Source organism: Agrobacterium sp. rho-8.1, from assembly GCF_033957725.1.
GTDB lineage: Bacteria > Pseudomonadota > Alphaproteobacteria > Rhizobiales > Rhizobiaceae > Agrobacterium.
Genome location: NZ_CP192789.1, coordinates 1,002,538 through 1,018,971, shown reverse-complemented (window position 1 = coordinate 1,018,971; position 16,434 = coordinate 1,002,538). Strand labels below are relative to the sequence as shown.

Below are 16,434 nucleotides of genomic sequence, written 5' to 3'. Positions count from 1 at the left end.
GCTATCGGTCAAGCCACCTATCGCTTGCGGATCAAGAACCGATGCCCTGTTGGCATCGCTACCGTCTCCAAAAGACTATGACCGTCTTCGTTGCACATATGGGCAATATCAAGCACGGCGAGATCATCCGTGGTTTCCACCCAAAGCGTTTCACCCGCCACCATCGTCGATAGTTTCTTGCGACTTTTTAAAACAGGAAGGGGGCATTTCAGCCCCCTTAAATCATAAACCATGGGAGCGGTGCCCGTCATTCCTTGGACCAGAACTTCCAGAACGGCTTCTTTTGGGCATCCTCAACCGGCGGCGGCGCGGAGAACGCCAAAGGATTGACAGCGGGAACCGGAGCAGCTTGCGCAACAGTCGTCGGCTGTGCTGGAGCAGGCGGCGTCGCCGCAACCATGACAGTTGGTGCCACGCGGCCAGCATCGGTCTGCGGCCTGCCAAGTGTCGCGGCAGTGGTTGCGCCAGGGTTGGAGGCTGAGGCCATGGCGGTTGCGGCCTGGCCAGAAATGCCTTTGGAAGCCTTCTTTTCCATCAGCGCTAAGAATTCGGTTTCCTTCATCAATCGTCCGGCCTTGAGAGCCGAACCAGTCGGCGCATAAGCAGGCTCACGGCCCTTGCGCTTTGTTGCTACAATCGCTTTACGCTCGGCCTCACTCGGGTCGTACCAAACCATGCCGTCAAGCTTCTTCGTCGCTTTGGTGTAGGCGACATCATAGGTCTTGGCATAGCTTTGAAGGGCACTGGCAAGAGCGGGCGGAGTGCTCATCTTGGGGCAGGACGCGGAGGCATTGAACTGACCGGCTTCGGCCTGCTGGTTGAAGACATATTTCTTTTCGCAGACGTTGACTTCGGGCGGGCGCTTGGTGACTTCAAAATTATCGTAGCCGACCTTGAGCATCTTCCAGAATTCGTAGTGCTCGCTGTTGCGGTGGCGCGCCATGTTTTCCGCCGTCATACGGAATGGCAATGCCTGAAGTTGCACGGTCTTCTGGCCACCCTTAAAGGCGTCGCGTGCGAAACCGTAGATTTCAAGAACCTGCGCATCGGTCATCGAATAACAGCCCGACGACGAGCATGCACCGTGGATCATCAGATTGGTGCCGTTGCGGCCATTGGCCTGATCATAGCGGTTGGGAAAACCGGTATTGATGGCAAGGTAATAGTTGGAATTCGGGTTCAAGTGCGCTGGCGTCAGATTGTAGAAGCCTTCCGGCGCCTGACGGTCGCCTTCCTTGACCTTGGGACCAAGCTTTCCCGACCATGCACAAATGTCGTAGGACGCGATCACCTCGAAACGGTTGTCGCGTCGCGCTTTCCAGATTTCAAGCTTCCCTTCTTCCTTGAAAATACGCATCATGATCGGCGCATTGCGATCCATATTCTTCTTGTCGATTTCAGCGAGAATGGATGGAGAGAGCGGGTAGTCAACCTTGTTCTTGACATGCGACACGTCCCGCTCGACCGTTTCGAGCGTTTCGTTACAGCCAGTCAGCATCAGAGCCGTACAGGCGAGAAGCAGAATATGTCTCAAACGCATGACGTTTCACCGATTTGCAGAAGGTGAAAAGGTGGTAAAATAAATCCTGCGTGAATACAAGTCCACGGGCTGGCCGAAGGCCTGCTCGTTGGGAGGGAGATGTCTGTATCTGTGTTCATGATATCATCGGATTTATTGAATTATCTTCGACTTTTATAGCTTACAAAGCCTTAAAATATCCCTACCCGGCTTTACGTGATCCGCCTTGCGGCCAAGCTGAACTCCTTTATATTCCTCGACATGATCGAACTTATCACGACCTACTGGCCCCATATTCTGGCAACCTTGTCTGTCATCATGGGCGCAACGGCCGCTATCCATGCAACGATGACGAAACAAGAGGTCCGTACTGCGCTGGGCTGGGTCGGCGTGATTGTCCTTTCTCCTGTGATTGGCGCAGTCATCTACGCTATCGCCGGGATAAACCGTATTCGTCGCAGTTCATTGGGCCAGCAGCGGTCCCTGATGCACGGTACGATCATGGATCGCGTTGCGCGTTTCGATGCTAGCGATGACATCGTCATCGCACGTTTTGGACGACGTTTTTCGGCCATGAAAACCGTGGGAGATCGGGTAACGCGAAACGCGCTGACCACCGGCAATACCGTAGAGCCCCTCCCCAGCGGCGATATCGCTTACACGGCCATGCTGGAAGCAATCGCCACCGCAAGACGCTCGATCATTCTCGAAACCTATATTTTCGATCAGGATAGAATAGGAACCCGCTTCGTTGACGCCTTGACCCAGGCGCAAGGCCGGGGCGTCGAGGTTCGTGTGCTCATCGATGCGGTGGGAGCCCGCTATTCCGTACCCAGCATTCTGCCAAGCCTCAAAGAGGCAGGCATCAATGCCAACGTCTTCAACGGCAACGTCATCATGGGTCTGCGTCTGCCCTATGCGAATTTGAGAACACACCGCAAGATACTGGTGATAGACGGGCGGATGGCATTTACCGGTGGGATGAATATTCGCGAAGGGTTTGCCGCAGAGTTTTCGGGCGATCACCAATCGCGCGATACGCACTTCAAGGTCAAAGGGCCGCTCGTTGCGGATCTTTTCACCGTCGCGGCTGAAGATTGGCGATTCACGACGGGAGAACTGCTGGATGGCCCCATGTGGGACATCACGCTTCCGCAAGGAAAACCTGGATCGCCTATGCTCGCGCGCGTCGTCGCATCCGGTCCCGACAACAGCATCGAAACCAGTCACAAAATGCTGATGGGCGCTTTTTCTATCGCTCGATCGTCCATTCGCATCATGTCGCCCTATTTTCTGCCAGATAGAGAGCTCATATCGGCTCTGACAACGGCAGCAAGACGAGGAGTGCAAGTCGACATCATCGTGCCCGCCAACAACAATCTGATGCTGGTCGACAGGGCGATGACAGCACAGTTCGACCAAATGTTGAAAAGCTATTGCCGCATCTGGCGTGCAACCGGCCCCTTCAACCATTCCAAACTGCTGGTGATCGATGACCGATGGTCTTATGTCGGTTCGTCAAATCTCGATCCGCGCTCATTAAGATTGAACTTTGAGGTGGACATAGAAGTTATCGACGAGGGTTTCGCCAAAGCTGTTTCGTTGCGCATAAACGATGCCATGCAGAATGCGGTCCCTGTAGAGTTGGACGCATTGCGGGCAAGACCCTTTGCATTGCGGCTGGTAGAGCGCATTTTGTGGCTGGCCTCTCCCTATCTGTGAGGGAAAGCATCAAGCGTTGCAGGACGTTCTTTGAGATTGAGGAAATGAATGTCACTGGTGCCAGATAAAAAGTCGAGACGGACCAAACCGGAAAGCCTTCCTTCCTTTATCGTCACGTCCTTTCGCAATCGCAAGAATGGCGGCAACAAAACCGATCCCTCCGACGATGCAAAGTTCCCGATAATCGCGTCCTATAACGTCCACAAATGCGTTGGGCGAGACCGGAAATTCGACCCTGACCGCATTAGTCACGTCATCCAGGAAATTGGCGCCGATATCATTGCCTTGCAGGAGGCAGACAGCCGTTTTGGGGAGCGGACAGGTCTCCTTGACCTGAAGAGGCTGGAACGAGATTGCGGGCTGTTGCCGGTTCCGATCACGGCTGGTGCCAAGGCTCACGGCTGGCACGGCAATGTCGTGCTCATTAAGGAAGGGTCCATACGCGATGTTCATCCGTTGAAACTCCCAGGGCTGGAGCCGCGGGGCGCACTGGTGGTGGAGCTCGAGTTGAAGCAGGGCAGCACTTTACGCATCATTGCTGCACATTTCGGTCTATTGCGACATTCCCGCGCCCAGCAGGCAAGAGCATTGGTCGACCTCTTAAACGCAAGAGACGAACAACCAACCATCCTCCTTGGAGATCTCAATGAGTGGCGGCTCGGCAACGGGTCTTCGCTCAACACCTTCAGAGACGCCTTCGGAACCTTGCCGCCAGCCGTTCCGAGTTTTCCGTCGGGCCTGCCCGTTCTGGCGCTCGACCGTATCATCTCAAACCGCGAGGGCTTGATCGAGAATGTAACGGCGCATGAGAGCGCTTTGTCACGCATCGCGTCCGATCACCTGCCGTTGAAGGCGATGATCCGGACCGACATTCTCACGTCTTGATAAAACGTAAAGGCGGATGCGCACCGCACCCGCCTTCATCTCGTCAACGCAGCAAAGAGCGTGCTTCTTCGATGCCAAGCGCGGCTGGTTGGGTGCAGGTGGTCGTCAGCTCGATAAAGCGCCCCTCTTGCCCTGATTTCAAAATCGACGTCATGACATCGATCCCGTGCAACGACCGATCCAGCGAGCAACGTGCATCACGCCCTTCGGTCAAGGCGATGGCCATATCGGCAAGGCCTGCAGTGCGGTAATTGGCACGGGCACCCTGTGGGCTTTCCTGATTGGCAATGCCAAACGGATGGTCCCAGGTCTCAAGCGGCTTGATATCCTTGTCGCGACCGCTGGCCTCGACGACACCGCCGAAGAAATTAGGGTCCGGCACGTAGATCGAGCCTTCCGTGCCATAAAGCTCCATATTGGCATGGCGGTGCGACCACACATCCCAGCTGGCCGACAGCGTGATCGTCGCGCCATTTACGAACTCAAGGAGCGCGTGGATATTCGATGGCGTTTCAACCGGAATGACCTGCCCGTTCAGCGGCTGGCTCGTCACGGTTCGAGTAGGATTTGCCATCGATGTCAACGCGCCCACCCGCTTGACGGGCCCGATCAGGTTGATGAGGTTGGCGATGTAGTAAGGACCAAGATCAAGGATGGGGCCGCCGCCTTCAAGGAAGAAGAAACCCGGATTGGGATGCCACATTTCCATGCCGGGGCTCATGACATGGCATGTTCCCGACGTAATTCGCCCCACCTTGCCATCATCGATGTATTGACGCGCCAACTGGTGCGAACCGCCCAGAAACGTGTCGGGAGCACAACCGACAGACAGGTTTTTAGCCTGTGCCAGACGCCGCAGCTCTTCGCCTTCCTCCAGCGTCAGCACGAGCGGCTTTTCCGAATAGACATGCTTGCCCGCTTCGAGAATAGACTTCGAAACGGCAAAATGCGCTGCCGGGATGGTGAGGTTCACCACCACATCGATCTCGTCGTTTTGAAGCAGTTCCTCGATGGTTTGCGCTTTGACCCCGTATTCTTCTGCTCTCAATTCTGCTGCACTGAGGTTGAGATCGGCGCAGGCCAGAACTTTCAGACCCCTGAAGAGGGGCGAGAGAGAGAAATAGGTCGTTGAAATATTGCCGCATCCAATGATGCCGACGCCAAGGTCCTTGGCCATATCAGTAACTCCAGCTTTGTCGCTATTAATAGGTATTAAAGGATGTGATGGATCGCGTGATCAGCCTGTCGGCATCGTTCGGATTGTCGTGTTCGACAACGTAATATTTGACGGCCGTCTTCTTGAGCACATCCACCAAGCCCTTCCAATCGACCGTACCGTGGCCGACATCTGCCCAGCCATCCTCATCGGCATTCTCGCCCGCTGGCGCGATGTCCTTCACGTGCACAGCCGTGATACGGCTGGCATAGCGCTCGATCCACTCGAACGGATCGGCTTTACCGCGGATGATCCAGGCAATATCGGCCTCCCATTCCAATTCTGGTCCACCGGCAAAGATTTGCTCTTGTGGCGTGGAACCGTCTTCCAGCTTGACGAACTCGAAGTCGTGGTTGTGCCAACCAAAGGAAAGTCCAGCGTCACGGAACGGCTTTGCGGCATCCTGAAGACGCTTGCCAAAGGCAAGCCATCCGGCGGCATCGTCGGGGCGCTGATCGGGTAGAAGATAAGGGCAATAGATTGCCTGGACGCCAAGGATTTTGGCAATGTTCAGCGCTGCCTGTGGTTCCTTCTCCAACATATCCAAACCAAAATGGCCGGTCGGCATGGTCAGATTGTTGGCATCGAGATCGCTCCGCAAGGCTTTGAGCGCCGTGTCATCCATCGTGCCGTAAATACCGCCGAAGCCTTCAACATGGCTGTAGCCTGCGGCTGATAGTTTCTTCAAGACATCGGAAAGCGGCGGGAAATTGCGCGCGCTGTAGAGCTGAAAACCAAGTTTCGTCATCTGTCTCTCCTGACATTGGGACTGTGTCTGGTGGGTGGTTGAGGGTGGTTAGATACGATCTTCCGTCGTCGCATCGAAAAGGGAGGCCATGGACATATCGAAGGCCAGCTTGACCTTCGTTCCGGGCGAGAACCGACGGTGTCCACCGACGCGCACCGAGAGCGTGTGCCCGGCGAGCTTGAGCCATATGAGGTTATCTGCACCCATCGGCTCTTCGATATCGACGACTGCATCGTGGATTTCACCGCTAGCAATATCGCTATCGACACGCACATGCTCAGGCCGAACGCCCAGAACCGCAGGCGTACCCGGCGTGAGTGCAGCTAATGTGTCATATCCGTCCAGCGTGAAGCTGACGCCATGTGTCGTAAACACAACCTTGCCGTCTTTCGCTTCCAGTTCGCCGCGCAGGAAGTTCATGGACGGCGAGCCGATGAAGCCTGCGACGAATAGATTTTTGGGCTTGTTGTAGATCGAAATCGGATCATCCAGTTGCTGGATCACGCCGCTTTTCATGATCGCGATGCGATCCGCCAGCGTCAAAGCCTCTATCTGGTCATGCGTCACATAGATCATCGTGTTCTTCAGCGATTGGTGCAGCCGTTTGATTTCCACACGCAGTTCCGAGCGCAGCTTGGCATCGAGGTTGGAGAGCGGCTCATCGAACAGGAACACGTCCACATCGCGCACCAGCGCACGCCCGATGGCCACTCGCTGACGCTGACCGCCGGAAAGCTCTGCGGGCTTGCGCTTCAAAAGTGGCTCGATCTGAAGGATGCCAGCGGCGCGTTTAACGCGCTTATCGATTTCCTCCTTGGGAACTTTGGCGACCTGCAAGCCGAAAGACAGGTTTTTTTCCACCGTCATCTGTGGGTAGAGCGCGTAGGACTGAAACACCATGCCGATGCCGCGATCCTTTGGCTCTTCCCAGGTCACGTTGCGATCCTTGATGAAAATCTGCCCTTCAGTCGGCTCGAGAAGTCCGGCGATGCAGTTCAGCAATGTGGATTTTCCGCAGCCTGATGATCCCAGAAGAACGAGAAACTCGCCTTCGTAGATATCCAGGTTGAGGTCGGACAATACGGTCACCGCACCAAAGGACAGGGACAGTTCGCGAATGGAGACGCTTTTATTCATGAAGCTTAACCTTTGACTGCGCCAGCGGCGATACCGCGGACAAAAAGTCTGCCTGAAACGAAATAGACGAACAGCGGAACGGCACCGGTCAGAAGGGTCGCAGCCATATTGACGTTGTATTCCTTCACGCCTTGAACCGAGTTGACGATATTGTTGAGCTGAACCGTCATCGGATAATATTCCGGTCTGGTGAACACGACCCCGAACAGGAAGTCGTTCCAGATGCCGGTGACCTGCAAGATCATTGCCACCACGAAAATGGGCAAAGACATCGGGGCCATGATGCGGAAATAGATTTGCCAGAAATTCGCACCATCGATGCGCGCTGCCTTGAACAACTCTTCCGGCAACCCGGCAAAATAGTTGCGAAAGAGCAGTGTCAGGATCGGCATACCGAAAATCGTGTGCACGATGACCAGACCCGTGAGTGTGCCGTAAATGCCCATCTCACGAAGAACGATCACGATTGGATAGATCATCACCTGATAGGGAATGAACGCTCCGATGATGAGGATAGAGAAGAAGAACTCCGAGCCTTTGAACTTCCAGTTCGCCAGTGCATAGCCGCTGACGGACGCAATGACGATGGACACGATCGTGGACGGGATCATGATCCGTACGGAATTCCAGAACCCGCGCGACAGGCCATCGCAGTTGAGGCCAGTACATGCATTCGACCATGCTTTGACCCAAGGCTCGAAGGTAATTTCAAGCGGCGGGGCAAAGATGTTGCCCATGCGGATTTCCGGCATGCCTTTCAGCGATGTCACGACCATCACGTAGAGTGGCAAGAGATAATAGAGCGCGGCGACGAACAGGCTTCCGTAGAGAATGATATTGCGCCGTGATATCCGCTTTTTCGGCTTGCGACCGCGCGGTCCGTCGAGTTTGGAGGTCACAGGGTCGATCCCTGCCGCAACAGTATTGAGCGTCGAGATGTCAGCCACGTTTGCGCCCTCCGAATTCAAGATAGGCCCATGGAACAACGATGATGGCGACCGTGAGCAGCATCATGGTCGAGGCGGCAAACCCCTGCCCCAGATTCTGCGCCTGGAACATGTAGTCGTAAACGTATTTGGCTGGCACTTCCGATGCGATACCGGGGCCGCCGCTGGTTTGCGCCACCACGAGGTCGTAGACCTTGACGATGCCGCTGGCGATGATGACAAGCGTGGTGATAAAAACCGGCCGCATCATGGGAATGACGATCAGAATATACGTCTTCCACATGGGAATACCGTCCACCCGCGATGCTTTCCAGATGTCCTCGTCGATCCCACGCAGGCCCGCCAGCATCAGGCACATGACGAGGCCAGTACCCTGCCAGAGAGCTGCAATCAGGATGCCGTAGATCACGAAATCCGAGTTATAGAGCGGATCGAACGTGAAGCTCTCCCAGCCGAGCGACCGCACAACGGCTTGAATGCCAAATTCGGGATTGAGGAGCCATTGCCAAACGAGACCGGTAACGATGAAAGACAAGGCAAAGGGATAAAGAAAGATGGTTCGAAAGGTATTTTCGAAACGTATCTTCTGGTCCATCAGTGCAGCCAGTACGAAGCCGATCACAAGACTAAAGATCAACGAGAGAATGCCGTAGATCGCGAGATTTTGGATCGAAATGATCCAGCGTGGCGCGGCCCACAGACGCTCATACTGTTCAAAACCGATAAAAGTCGCCCGCGGCAACAATTTCGAGTTGGTAAAAGAATAAACGACTGTCCAGATCGTTCCACCCAGGAAAATGACCATCGCGGTCAGGATCATGGGTATCGATGCAATCTTTGAATTCAGATTGCGGAATAGCTGGTTGGGACGACCAGAATGGCTTTTCACCGCCATGGTCCACTCCTCATCAATCATATAGGTTGATTATGCAGCGGGTAGCTCAAGCGCATATCCCGCCGCAAATTTTCCAGGCGCGAACAAATGAAGCGCTTGGCAAGGAGGCGTCTGCAACCGGCAGATTTTCTACGGACCGGTTACAGACGACGAAGGTCAGTCTGCTGAGGAAATGATGTCAGCAAAGCGCTTCTGTGCAGCCTCTGCAGTCAGAGACGCGTTGGCAAAAAATTCGGACATCAAATCCTCTTTTTGCTTTTGCGTGTCCGCTGAAACCAGCTGATCCGTGCTTGTCAGGGCGTTGCCCTTTTCAACGATGGCCAGACCCTTTTTCATGCAGTCATTGGCAGCGGAGAGATCGACGTCACCTCTGATGGGAAGCGAGCCTTTCTTCAGGTTGAACGCGACCTGCGTTTTCGGGTCGACGATCACTTCAGCCAGGACTTCCTGGGCCTTGGATTTCGCTTCGTCTTTCAGAAGAGGGAAATAGAAAGCGTCCCCACCCGTCGTAATATAGTCGCTAAGGCCGAGACCCGGCAGGCAACTGTAATCCGTACCGGCTTTCTGATTTGCAAGCTGGAATTCACCCTGTGCCCAGTCGCCCATCACTTGGCCACCGGCCTTGCCGGTGATGACCATATTTGTGGCTTGGTTCCAGTCTTGAACGTTCGAACCCTTTGCAAGCTTTCTCGCTTCATCGGCTGCCGCAAAGATTTTCTGCATCTCTGGCCCAGCAGCTACGTCTGCGTCCTTGTCCTTGAAAACCTTTTCATAAAGGTCTTTTCCGCCCATCGACAACACCAGCGTATCGAACAGGCCGTTGGCCTGCCAAGCCTGGCCGCCCAGCGCGAGTGGCTGAATGCCGGCCTTCTGAAGGGCAGGACCTGCCGCGATGAATTCCGTCCAGTTTTTTGGAACCTCAACTCCAGCTTTCTTGAAGGCGGCATTGGAAAGCCACAGCCACTGCCAGGAGTGGATGTTTACCGGCGCACAATAAATCTTGCCGTCGATCGTGCAGCTATCCAGCAGACTGGACGGCTTGATGATGTCTTTCCAGTTGCCTTTTTCCGCGACATCGGTGAGATCGCGCATCAACCCGGACTGCGCCAGCTCTTCAGCTTGACGGCCATGATTGAATTGTGTGGCTCCCATCGGATCGCCGCCGGTGATGCGGCTGATCATGATCGGACGTGCGGTACCGCCCGAACCAGCAATCGCACCGTCCACCCACTTATTTCCGGTTGCATCAAACGCCTTGGCGAGCTCCCCTACCGCAGCAGCTTCACTGCCCGATGTCCACCAGTGCGTTACTTCGAGGTCAGTGGCCCCGGCAATCCCTGCCGGCAACATGACACCAGCCGCCAGAGCGGCCAAAATAGAACGTATGCGCATGAGTCTCCTCCCTCACTGAAACGTTGCCGTAAAAACCTATGCGAAACATCGGACTTCCGCAACAGCAAGTGTAATAAAAAATTTAATCGATAATAAGCGTTCAAAAACAGTAGTTTAAAATTTAATCGCTGTGTGTCGTTACAGATCAGGGATGAAAAGCGTCGAAAGGTGCAACACCACTGATCGAAAAAAGCGCAACGAATGAAAAATCGTTTTCTCACACTGTGTTTTTGAAGCCTTGCGCTTCCTCGTAAAAACGCAGTTATCGCTTCTCGCTTCGCTGCGAAAGGCCAACCCCTCATCTTCCAAGAATTTCCACCAAACGAGCGATGTATATCAAGGGTAGTAAAAAGTGATTTTGACTTGATACTTTGCGAAATAACGTAAATTTGACGCAACCATTAAGAGACGAGCCAATAATCGCAACCCCGCTTAACCGCTAATTAACCAGTATCGAATAGGAATTAGCTAATATGTTAAGCGAGTAAATCACATAGCGTCCGTGGTCGCATGTGTCGCTTCTGAAACGGGCTACATGAAGCCAGCCCGCAATCCAAAATGTACCCGTTTGGACGCTTTCCCCTTTGCCCGGGATCGCGAAGTCGTGCCTTTTCGCAAGTGATTTCGGAGTGCGTCGTGAAAAACCTGCCTGTGGAAGAAGAACGCCAGTCGCCTCTGGCCGCGCTCCAACTGTGTCGTGTTCACACACACAGCAATTTCTCCATGACGAGCTCACGAAATTCCCGTGCTGCAACGGCTGAGACCGTCAATTTCGGTGTGGAGGCTCGCAAAGCGTCCTCAAACGCCTTCCGCAGCATTTAGGGCAATCAAGATAATCTAGGAAAATTTGGATGGTACCGGAAACACTGACATTGCCTTCTAGCCTTTCCATACGCGGCATCGCAGCTGTTCATGAGAGCCTGCTCGATGCACTGAAGACGAACAAAGCCGTCACAATCGATATCCCCTCTGATGCTCACACGGATTTAAGCTTCATTCAGCTCATCGAAGCATCAAGGGTCTATGCCCGGATAGAGGGTAAATACATCACACTTATGAAACCGGCCTCGCAGAGCCTTCTTGATACGCTTCGTCGCGGCGGTTTTCTCAACGAAATGGATGAGGCTTCGCGCCTCTTCTGGCTGCATGGAAAGGAAATTCAATGAGCGCCAATATTCTTACAGTCGACGATTCTGCCAGCATCAGAATGACGACGAAAATTGCTTTGACGAACGCGGGATATCAGATCACCGAAGCGGTGGACGGCGCAGACGGCCTGACGAAAGCAAAGGCCGGTTCTTTCGACCTCATCGTCACCGATCTGAACATGCCCAACATGAATGGCCTGGAAATGATCGAGGCATTGCGCCAATCGCCTACCCACACCGGCATTCCGATCATCTTCCTTACAACCGAGTCCGATGCGGACATGAAGACACGGGCGAAAGCAGCGGGCGCCACGGGTTGGGTCACCAAGCCGTTTGACCCTGAAAACCTCGTCAAGATCGTCAAAAAGGTTCTTGGTAGATGACCATATTGGACCCCATTCAGGTTTTCAGAACGGAAGCGGGCGAGCTTTTCGAGCAGATCGAAAACGGCCTTCTCGACCTGTTGCATGACCTGTCCAATCAGGGACAGATCGACGCCGTGTTTCGCGGTCTGCATACCCTCAAGGGGTCCGGTGCCATGTTTGGCTTCGAAGCGTTGGCTGCCTTCACGCACCATTGCGAAACAGCCTTTGACCGCGTTCGCAAGGGCGAAGTGCCTGCCAGCAGCGAATTAATTGCAGCTGTTCTCGAAGCGCAGGATCACATGCGCCAACTGGTTGACAATCCGGCTATTGCACTCCCGGAAACGGGTGATCGTCTGCTGGCGAAGCTGGAAACAGCTGTGGGTAGCGGTGCAACACCAGCACCTCAACACACACAGCCTACACCGACTGCAAAAGCTGGCCAAACCGCAATGGCGACCTGGCAGATCGATTTCAGCCTGCCAGCAAATGCCATGGCAAACGGCACCAATCCGTTGGGCCTTCTCGATGAATTGGCAGAACTGGGCGACTGTTTGATCGTTGCCAAAACCGCCACCATTCCGGCACTTGATGTCATCGATCCAACCAATCTCTATCTGTCCTGGTCGGTTACGCTGACGACAGAAAAGCCACGGTCGGATATTGATGACGTCTTCATCTTCGTCATGGACGATATGGAAATCAACGTCATACAAATGGCAGCCATACCGGCGCCAGTCGTTGAAATCGTGCCGCCACCCGCCCCCGTCGAAGAGGCGGCCAGAGCGAATCCTGCCGCAGCGCAGGCTAATGACGGCAAGCAGAACAAGGCTGCCGAGAACGTTCGCGTACCCGCAGAGCGGCTGGACGAGTTGATGGACCGTGTCGGCGAGCTCGTGATTGCGCAATCGCGGCTTTCTCAGTTGGCCAACACCAGCGTCGATATCCAGCTTCGTTCCGTCTCCGAAGATGTAGAGCGCCTTTCCGGTGAACTTCGCGACACGATGATGGTACTGCGAATGGTGCCGATCGCCCAACTCTTCGGTCGGTTCCGTCGCCTGATCCATGATCTGGCGCGGGAAACAGGCAAGCAGATCGAGCTTGTGACGGAAGGTGAGAGCACCGAAGTCGATAAGGCCGTCATCGAACGCCTCGCTGATCCTCTGGTCCACTTGGTTCGCAACTCCTGCGACCATGGCCTGGAAACACCGGATGAACGCGTTGGAGCGGGCAAATCTGCCATTGGCCGCATCACCCTCATCGCCCGCCAGTCCGGCGGCGAGGTCACGATCACTATTCGTGACGACGGTCGTGGCATTGACCGTCAACGGGTGCGTGCCAAGGCTGAATCCTCGGGCATCATCGCAGCCAATGCGACACTGTCGGATCAAGAGCTTTTGCAGCTCATCTTTGAACCGGGATTTTCCACTGCGGCACAAATTACCAATTTGTCCGGCCGTGGCGTCGGTATGGATGTGGTCAAGAAATCGGTTGAAGCGCTGCGTGGTCTCATCAACATCACCAGCACGCCCGGCGCTGGTTCGGAGGTTTCTCTCGCCATTCCGTTGACGCTTGCCATCATCGACGGCTTGCTGGTGCGCGTTGGAACGGGTTGCTACGTCATTCCGCTGTCTGCCGTCGAAGAATGTCTCGAGCTTTCCCCTGATGCCGACGTCAAGTCCCGTGGCCGTTCGTTCATTTCGCTGCGTGAAAGCCTGGTACCGTTCATCCGTCTTCGGGAACTGTTCAATACCGGCACCAAGCCCGATCAGTTCCAGAAGGTCGTCGTCATCTCCACGGGATCCGAACGCGTCGGCCTCGTCGTTGATCAGATCATCGGCGATCACCAGACAGTCATCAAAGCCATGTCGAAACTGCATCATGATGTCGCGACCTTCTCCGGTGCAACCATTCTGGGCGATGGTAGCGTCGCCCTCATCCTCGATGTCGGCCACCTCGTGACCGCAGGCCAGCAGCAGGAGGCGCAATTGCGTATAGCCGGATGAACCAGCCTCTTATGAAACAATCGGAAGACCTGTGGGCCACCCGCGACGATCTTGAGGTCCTCACCTTCAGCATCGAAGGCGAAACCTTCGCCATCGAAGCCATCAAGGTTCAGGAAATACTCGACCTTCTGCCGGAAACCGCCGTACCCGGTAGCAAGCCCTACGTGGCAAGCGTTATCAATTTTCGAGGCAAGGTCATTCCACTGGCAGATATTCGTCTCGCCTTTGGCATGGGCGCTGCGGAAAAAACCATCGATAGCCGCATCATCGTCATCGAGCTTCCGATCGACGGTGAACGCACCTTGGTCGGCTTGCGTACAGACAAGGTTTACGAAGTTACCAATTTTTCCAAAACCGCGAGCGAACAGCCACCAAGCGTCGGCATGCGATGGCGGCCGGACTACATCAACTGCCTTATCAGACGCGGCAGTGAATTCGTCATCATACCAAACCTCACTGCCATCTTCACGTCACAGCCGGACGCGTCGCTAAAGGGCGCCTCCCGCAACAACGTCATCGAACTCTCAAAGGAATTCTAGAATGCGATTTACCATCAAAATGAAGCTCGCCGTCGCATTTGGATTCCTGATTCTGATGCTGGCAGGAACCGCCGGATACGGCATTTACAGCCTTGGCACAGCCAAGGACGCGATGGATGATGTCGTTGACGGCACTGTCGTTCGTCTCGACAGAACGCACCAGATCAACGCTCTGTCGCTTGCCACCGTGCGTGCGCAGAAGAACCTCATTTTGGCGACATCGCCGCAGGAGGCACAAAAACACATCGCAACCGGCAATGAGACCCGCGCCGAGATGGACAAGATGATTGCCGACATGGGGACCACGGCAAGCGCAGAGACGCACGGCTATTGGACAGATTTGCAGGCGATCACCAAAGCATTTGAAACAACCGACGATCGTGTCCGTGAGTATATCGCCGAAGGTAATGTTGCTGCCGCATCCTCCTATTCTTCGGGAGATGGACGGGCCGCTGCGGGCGCGATGACGCAAAAACTCAACGAAGGCGTGCAGATGAACCGCACACGTCTCAACGAAGCCAAGCAGGCCGCTGCTTCCGACTACGAACAGACCCGCATGATGCTGGTTGCTGCATCCGTTGCCGCCGTCATCATCGCCATCATGACCGCGCTGTGGATTGCGCTGGGCATCAGCAGCGGCTTGCGGAAGATCATGACTGTCGCCGAAGCGGTGTCGGTGGGCGATCTTGAAAAGGAAGTCGAGATCAAGAGCAACGACGAGATCAGGGATCTGGTCGACCGCATCAACGTCATGACTGGAAACCTGCGCAACACGGCAGCGGTTGCAAACGAAATTGCCGATGGAAACCTCACCGTCACGCCACGTCCGCTTTCGGACAAGGATACGCTGGGCATTTCGCTCCAGCGCATGGTGGAACGTCTTCGTGGCGTGGTTGCCGATGCGCTTGCAGCAGCCGATAACGTTTCGTCCGGCAGCCAGGAGCTGTCCGCAAGCTCCGAGCAGCTTTCGCAGGGAGCGACGGAACAGGCGTCGTCTGCCGAAGAAGCGTCCGCTTCGATGGAGCAGATGGCAGCGAACATCAAACAGAATGCCGACAACGCTGCCCAGACGGAAAAGATCGCACGCCAGTCTTCCAAGGATGCAGAAGCCAGTGGTGAGGCCGTCGGCCGTGCCGTGACGGCCATGCGTACAATCGCAGAGAAGATTTCCATCGTTCAGGAAATCGCTCGCCAGACCGACCTACTTGCACTGAACGCTGCGGTTGAAGCGGCCAGAGCAGGCGAACATGGCAAGGGCTTTGCCGTGGTGGCTTCCGAAGTCCGCAAACTTGCAGAGCGCAGCCAGGCTGCCGCAGCTGAGATCAGTTCCCTTTCAGGCACGACTGTTCAGGTTGCAACGGAAGCCGGTGACATGCTGAACCGTCTGGTCCCGGATATCCGCAAGACGGCCGAACTGGTGTCTGAAATCTCGGCTGCATGCCGCGAACAGGATATCGGTGCCAGCCAGATCAACGAAGCCATCCAGCAACTCGACAAGGTCACGCAGCTCAACTCCGGCGCGTCCGAGGAAATGTCTGCAACATCGGAAGAGTTGGCTGCACAGGCTGAAGAGCTTCAGGCCAGCATTGCATTCTTCAAGGTTGATCGCTCTGATGCCGGTCATTCGCCGGCAAATCTTCGCGCACCGGCCCGTTCGGCGCAGGCACCTGCCGCACGTGTAGCACCGAAAGCAGCACCTGCTCGTAGACCGGACAATTCCCTCGCCAGCCAACAGGCACGTGCCAAGGGTTTTGCACTGGATATGTCGATGGGCGGACCGGACTCAGGTGACGCGGATTTCCGCGAAAGCGCGTAAAGCGAGATGAGTAATGGGCTCGAAATGTATATTCGAGCCCTCCGATGCGACGATGACTATCACGCATTCTATTGAGAGGTGTGGATGCATCGTTTGCACAGC

General features: G+C 55.0%; 15 protein-coding genes. 7 read left to right on the top strand and 8 right to left on the bottom strand.

Annotated elements, in window-relative coordinates; genetic code table 11:
* Positions 1 to 17: 17 nt before the first annotated feature.
* Both RMR21_RS19635 and RMR21_RS19630 read right to left on the bottom strand, forming a co-directional pair.
* Positions 18 to 251 (bottom strand): sulfurtransferase TusA family protein, encoded by a 234-nt coding sequence (locus RMR21_RS19635; protein WP_498671089.1) that lies wholly within the window; start codon positions 249 to 251, stop codon positions 18 to 20.
* Positions 248 to 1,540, bottom strand: a complete 1,293-nt coding sequence (locus tag RMR21_RS19630; RefSeq protein WP_498671088.1) for a L,D-transpeptidase family protein — start codon at positions 1,538 to 1,540, stop codon at positions 248 to 250. The genes RMR21_RS19635 and RMR21_RS19630 overlap by 4 nt, the downstream gene beginning before the upstream one ends.
* A gap of 240 nt (positions 1,541 to 1,780) precedes the next feature.
* Here RMR21_RS19630 and RMR21_RS19625 point away from each other — a divergent pair, with 240 nt between their 5' ends.
* Both RMR21_RS19625 and RMR21_RS19620 read left to right on the top strand, forming a co-directional pair.
* Positions 1,781 to 3,241 (top strand): phospholipase D-like domain-containing protein, encoded by a 1,461-nt coding sequence (locus tag RMR21_RS19625; RefSeq protein WP_498671837.1) that lies wholly within the window; start codon positions 1,781 to 1,783, stop codon positions 3,239 to 3,241.
* A 48-nt stretch (positions 3,242 to 3,289) separates the two neighbouring features.
* Positions 3,290 to 4,126, top strand: a complete 837-nt coding sequence (locus RMR21_RS19620; protein WP_498671087.1) for an endonuclease/exonuclease/phosphatase family protein — start codon at positions 3,290 to 3,292, stop codon at positions 4,124 to 4,126.
* A 43-nt stretch (positions 4,127 to 4,169) separates the two neighbouring features.
* Here RMR21_RS19620 and RMR21_RS19615 read toward each other — a convergent pair whose 3' ends face one another.
* The 6 genes from RMR21_RS19615 to RMR21_RS19590 form a co-directional block, all read right to left on the bottom strand.
* The gene (locus RMR21_RS19615) at positions 4,170 to 5,303 is read right to left on the bottom strand and encodes a Gfo/Idh/MocA family protein (protein WP_498671085.1); all 1,134 of its coding nucleotides are present in this window, start codon (positions 5,301 to 5,303) and stop codon (positions 4,170 to 4,172) included.
* A 25-nt stretch (positions 5,304 to 5,328) separates the two neighbouring features.
* Entirely contained in the window at positions 5,329 to 6,090 is a 762-nt protein-coding gene (locus RMR21_RS19610) for a sugar phosphate isomerase/epimerase family protein (RefSeq protein WP_498671084.1), read from the bottom strand.
* A 48-nt stretch (positions 6,091 to 6,138) separates the two neighbouring features.
* Positions 6,139 to 7,227 carry an ABC transporter ATP-binding protein gene (locus RMR21_RS19605; RefSeq protein ID WP_498671082.1) on the bottom strand — a complete coding sequence of 363 codons (1,089 nt, stop codon included), beginning with the start codon at positions 7,225 to 7,227 and terminating at the stop codon, positions 6,139 to 6,141.
* Between the two features lie 5 nt (positions 7,228 to 7,232).
* Positions 7,233 to 8,174 (bottom strand): carbohydrate ABC transporter permease, encoded by a 942-nt coding sequence (locus tag RMR21_RS19600; RefSeq protein ID WP_498671081.1) that lies wholly within the window; start codon positions 8,172 to 8,174, stop codon positions 7,233 to 7,235.
* Entirely contained in the window at positions 8,167 to 9,069 is a 903-nt protein-coding gene (locus RMR21_RS19595; RefSeq protein WP_065698780.1) for a carbohydrate ABC transporter permease, read from the bottom strand. Before RMR21_RS19595 ends, RMR21_RS19600 begins: the two co-directional genes overlap by 8 nt.
* A 156-nt stretch (positions 9,070 to 9,225) precedes the next feature.
* Positions 9,226 to 10,461, bottom strand: coding sequence for an ABC transporter substrate-binding protein (locus tag RMR21_RS19590; protein ID WP_498671080.1), 1,236 nt, complete (start codon positions 10,459 to 10,461; stop codon positions 9,226 to 9,228).
* 851 nt (positions 10,462 to 11,312) lie between these two features.
* On the opposite strand from RMR21_RS19590, the gene RMR21_RS19585 reads away from it, so the two are divergent.
* From RMR21_RS19585 to RMR21_RS19565, 5 genes are read left to right on the top strand one after another with little or no spacing between them, the layout of a single operon-like run.
* Positions 11,313 to 11,627 carry an STAS domain-containing protein gene (locus RMR21_RS19585; RefSeq protein ID WP_498671079.1) on the top strand — a complete coding sequence of 105 codons (315 nt, stop codon included), beginning with the start codon at positions 11,313 to 11,315 and terminating at the stop codon, positions 11,625 to 11,627.
* Positions 11,624 to 11,992 (top strand): response regulator, encoded by a 369-nt coding sequence (locus RMR21_RS19580; protein ID WP_498671078.1) that lies wholly within the window; start codon positions 11,624 to 11,626, stop codon positions 11,990 to 11,992. Before RMR21_RS19585 ends, RMR21_RS19580 begins: the two co-directional genes overlap by 4 nt.
* Positions 11,989 to 13,977, top strand: coding sequence for a chemotaxis protein CheA (locus RMR21_RS19575; protein WP_498671077.1), 1,989 nt, complete (start codon positions 11,989 to 11,991; stop codon positions 13,975 to 13,977). The genes RMR21_RS19580 and RMR21_RS19575 overlap by 4 nt, the downstream gene beginning before the upstream one ends.
* A complete protein-coding gene (locus RMR21_RS19570; protein ID WP_498671075.1) occupies positions 13,974 to 14,516 on the top strand; it encodes a chemotaxis protein CheW in 543 nt (180 codons plus the stop codon). The genes RMR21_RS19575 and RMR21_RS19570 overlap by 4 nt, the downstream gene beginning before the upstream one ends.
* Before the next feature lies 1 nt (position 14,517).
* Entirely contained in the window at positions 14,518 to 16,332 is a 1,815-nt protein-coding gene (locus tag RMR21_RS19565; RefSeq protein WP_498671074.1) for a methyl-accepting chemotaxis protein, read from the top strand.
* The last annotated feature ends 102 nt before the right edge of the window (positions 16,333 to 16,434 follow it).

Excerpts from the sequence above, each read along its gene's own strand:
- RMR21_RS19590 (WP_498671080.1), bottom strand. The coding sequence starts at position 10,461 with ATGCGCATACGTTCTATTTTGGCCGCTCTGGCGGCTGGTGTCATGTTG.
- RMR21_RS19595 (WP_065698780.1), bottom strand. The coding sequence starts at position 9,069 with ATGGCGGTGAAAAGCCATTCTGGTCGTCCCAACCAGCTATTCCGCAAT.
- RMR21_RS19575 (WP_498671077.1), top strand. The coding sequence starts at position 11,989 with ATGACCATATTGGACCCCATTCAGGTTTTCAGAACGGAAGCGGGCGAG.
- RMR21_RS19620 (WP_498671087.1), top strand. The coding sequence starts at position 3,290 with ATGTCACTGGTGCCAGATAAAAAGTCGAGACGGACCAAACCGGAAAGC.
- RMR21_RS19610 (WP_498671084.1), bottom strand. The coding sequence starts at position 6,090 with ATGACGAAACTTGGTTTTCAGCTCTACAGCGCGCGCAATTTCCCGCCG.
- RMR21_RS19565 (WP_498671074.1), top strand. The coding sequence starts at position 14,518 with ATGCGATTTACCATCAAAATGAAGCTCGCCGTCGCATTTGGATTCCTG.
- RMR21_RS19580 (WP_498671078.1), top strand. The coding sequence starts at position 11,624 with ATGAGCGCCAATATTCTTACAGTCGACGATTCTGCCAGCATCAGAATG.
- RMR21_RS19570 (WP_498671075.1), top strand. The coding sequence starts at position 13,974 with ATGAACCAGCCTCTTATGAAACAATCGGAAGACCTGTGGGCCACCCGC.
- RMR21_RS19605 (WP_498671082.1), bottom strand. The coding sequence starts at position 7,227 with ATGAATAAAAGCGTCTCCATTCGCGAACTGTCCCTGTCCTTTGGTGCG.
- RMR21_RS19615 (WP_498671085.1), bottom strand. The coding sequence starts at position 5,303 with ATGGCCAAGGACCTTGGCGTCGGCATCATTGGATGCGGCAATATTTCA.
- RMR21_RS19630 (WP_498671088.1), bottom strand. The coding sequence starts at position 1,540 with ATGCGTTTGAGACATATTCTGCTTCTCGCCTGTACGGCTCTGATGCTG.
- RMR21_RS19635 (WP_498671089.1), bottom strand. The coding sequence starts at position 251 with ATGACGGGCACCGCTCCCATGGTTTATGATTTAAGGGGGCTGAAATGC.
- RMR21_RS19625 (WP_498671837.1), top strand. The coding sequence starts at position 1,781 with ATGATCGAACTTATCACGACCTACTGGCCCCATATTCTGGCAACCTTG.
- RMR21_RS19585 (WP_498671079.1), top strand. The coding sequence starts at position 11,313 with ATGGTACCGGAAACACTGACATTGCCTTCTAGCCTTTCCATACGCGGC.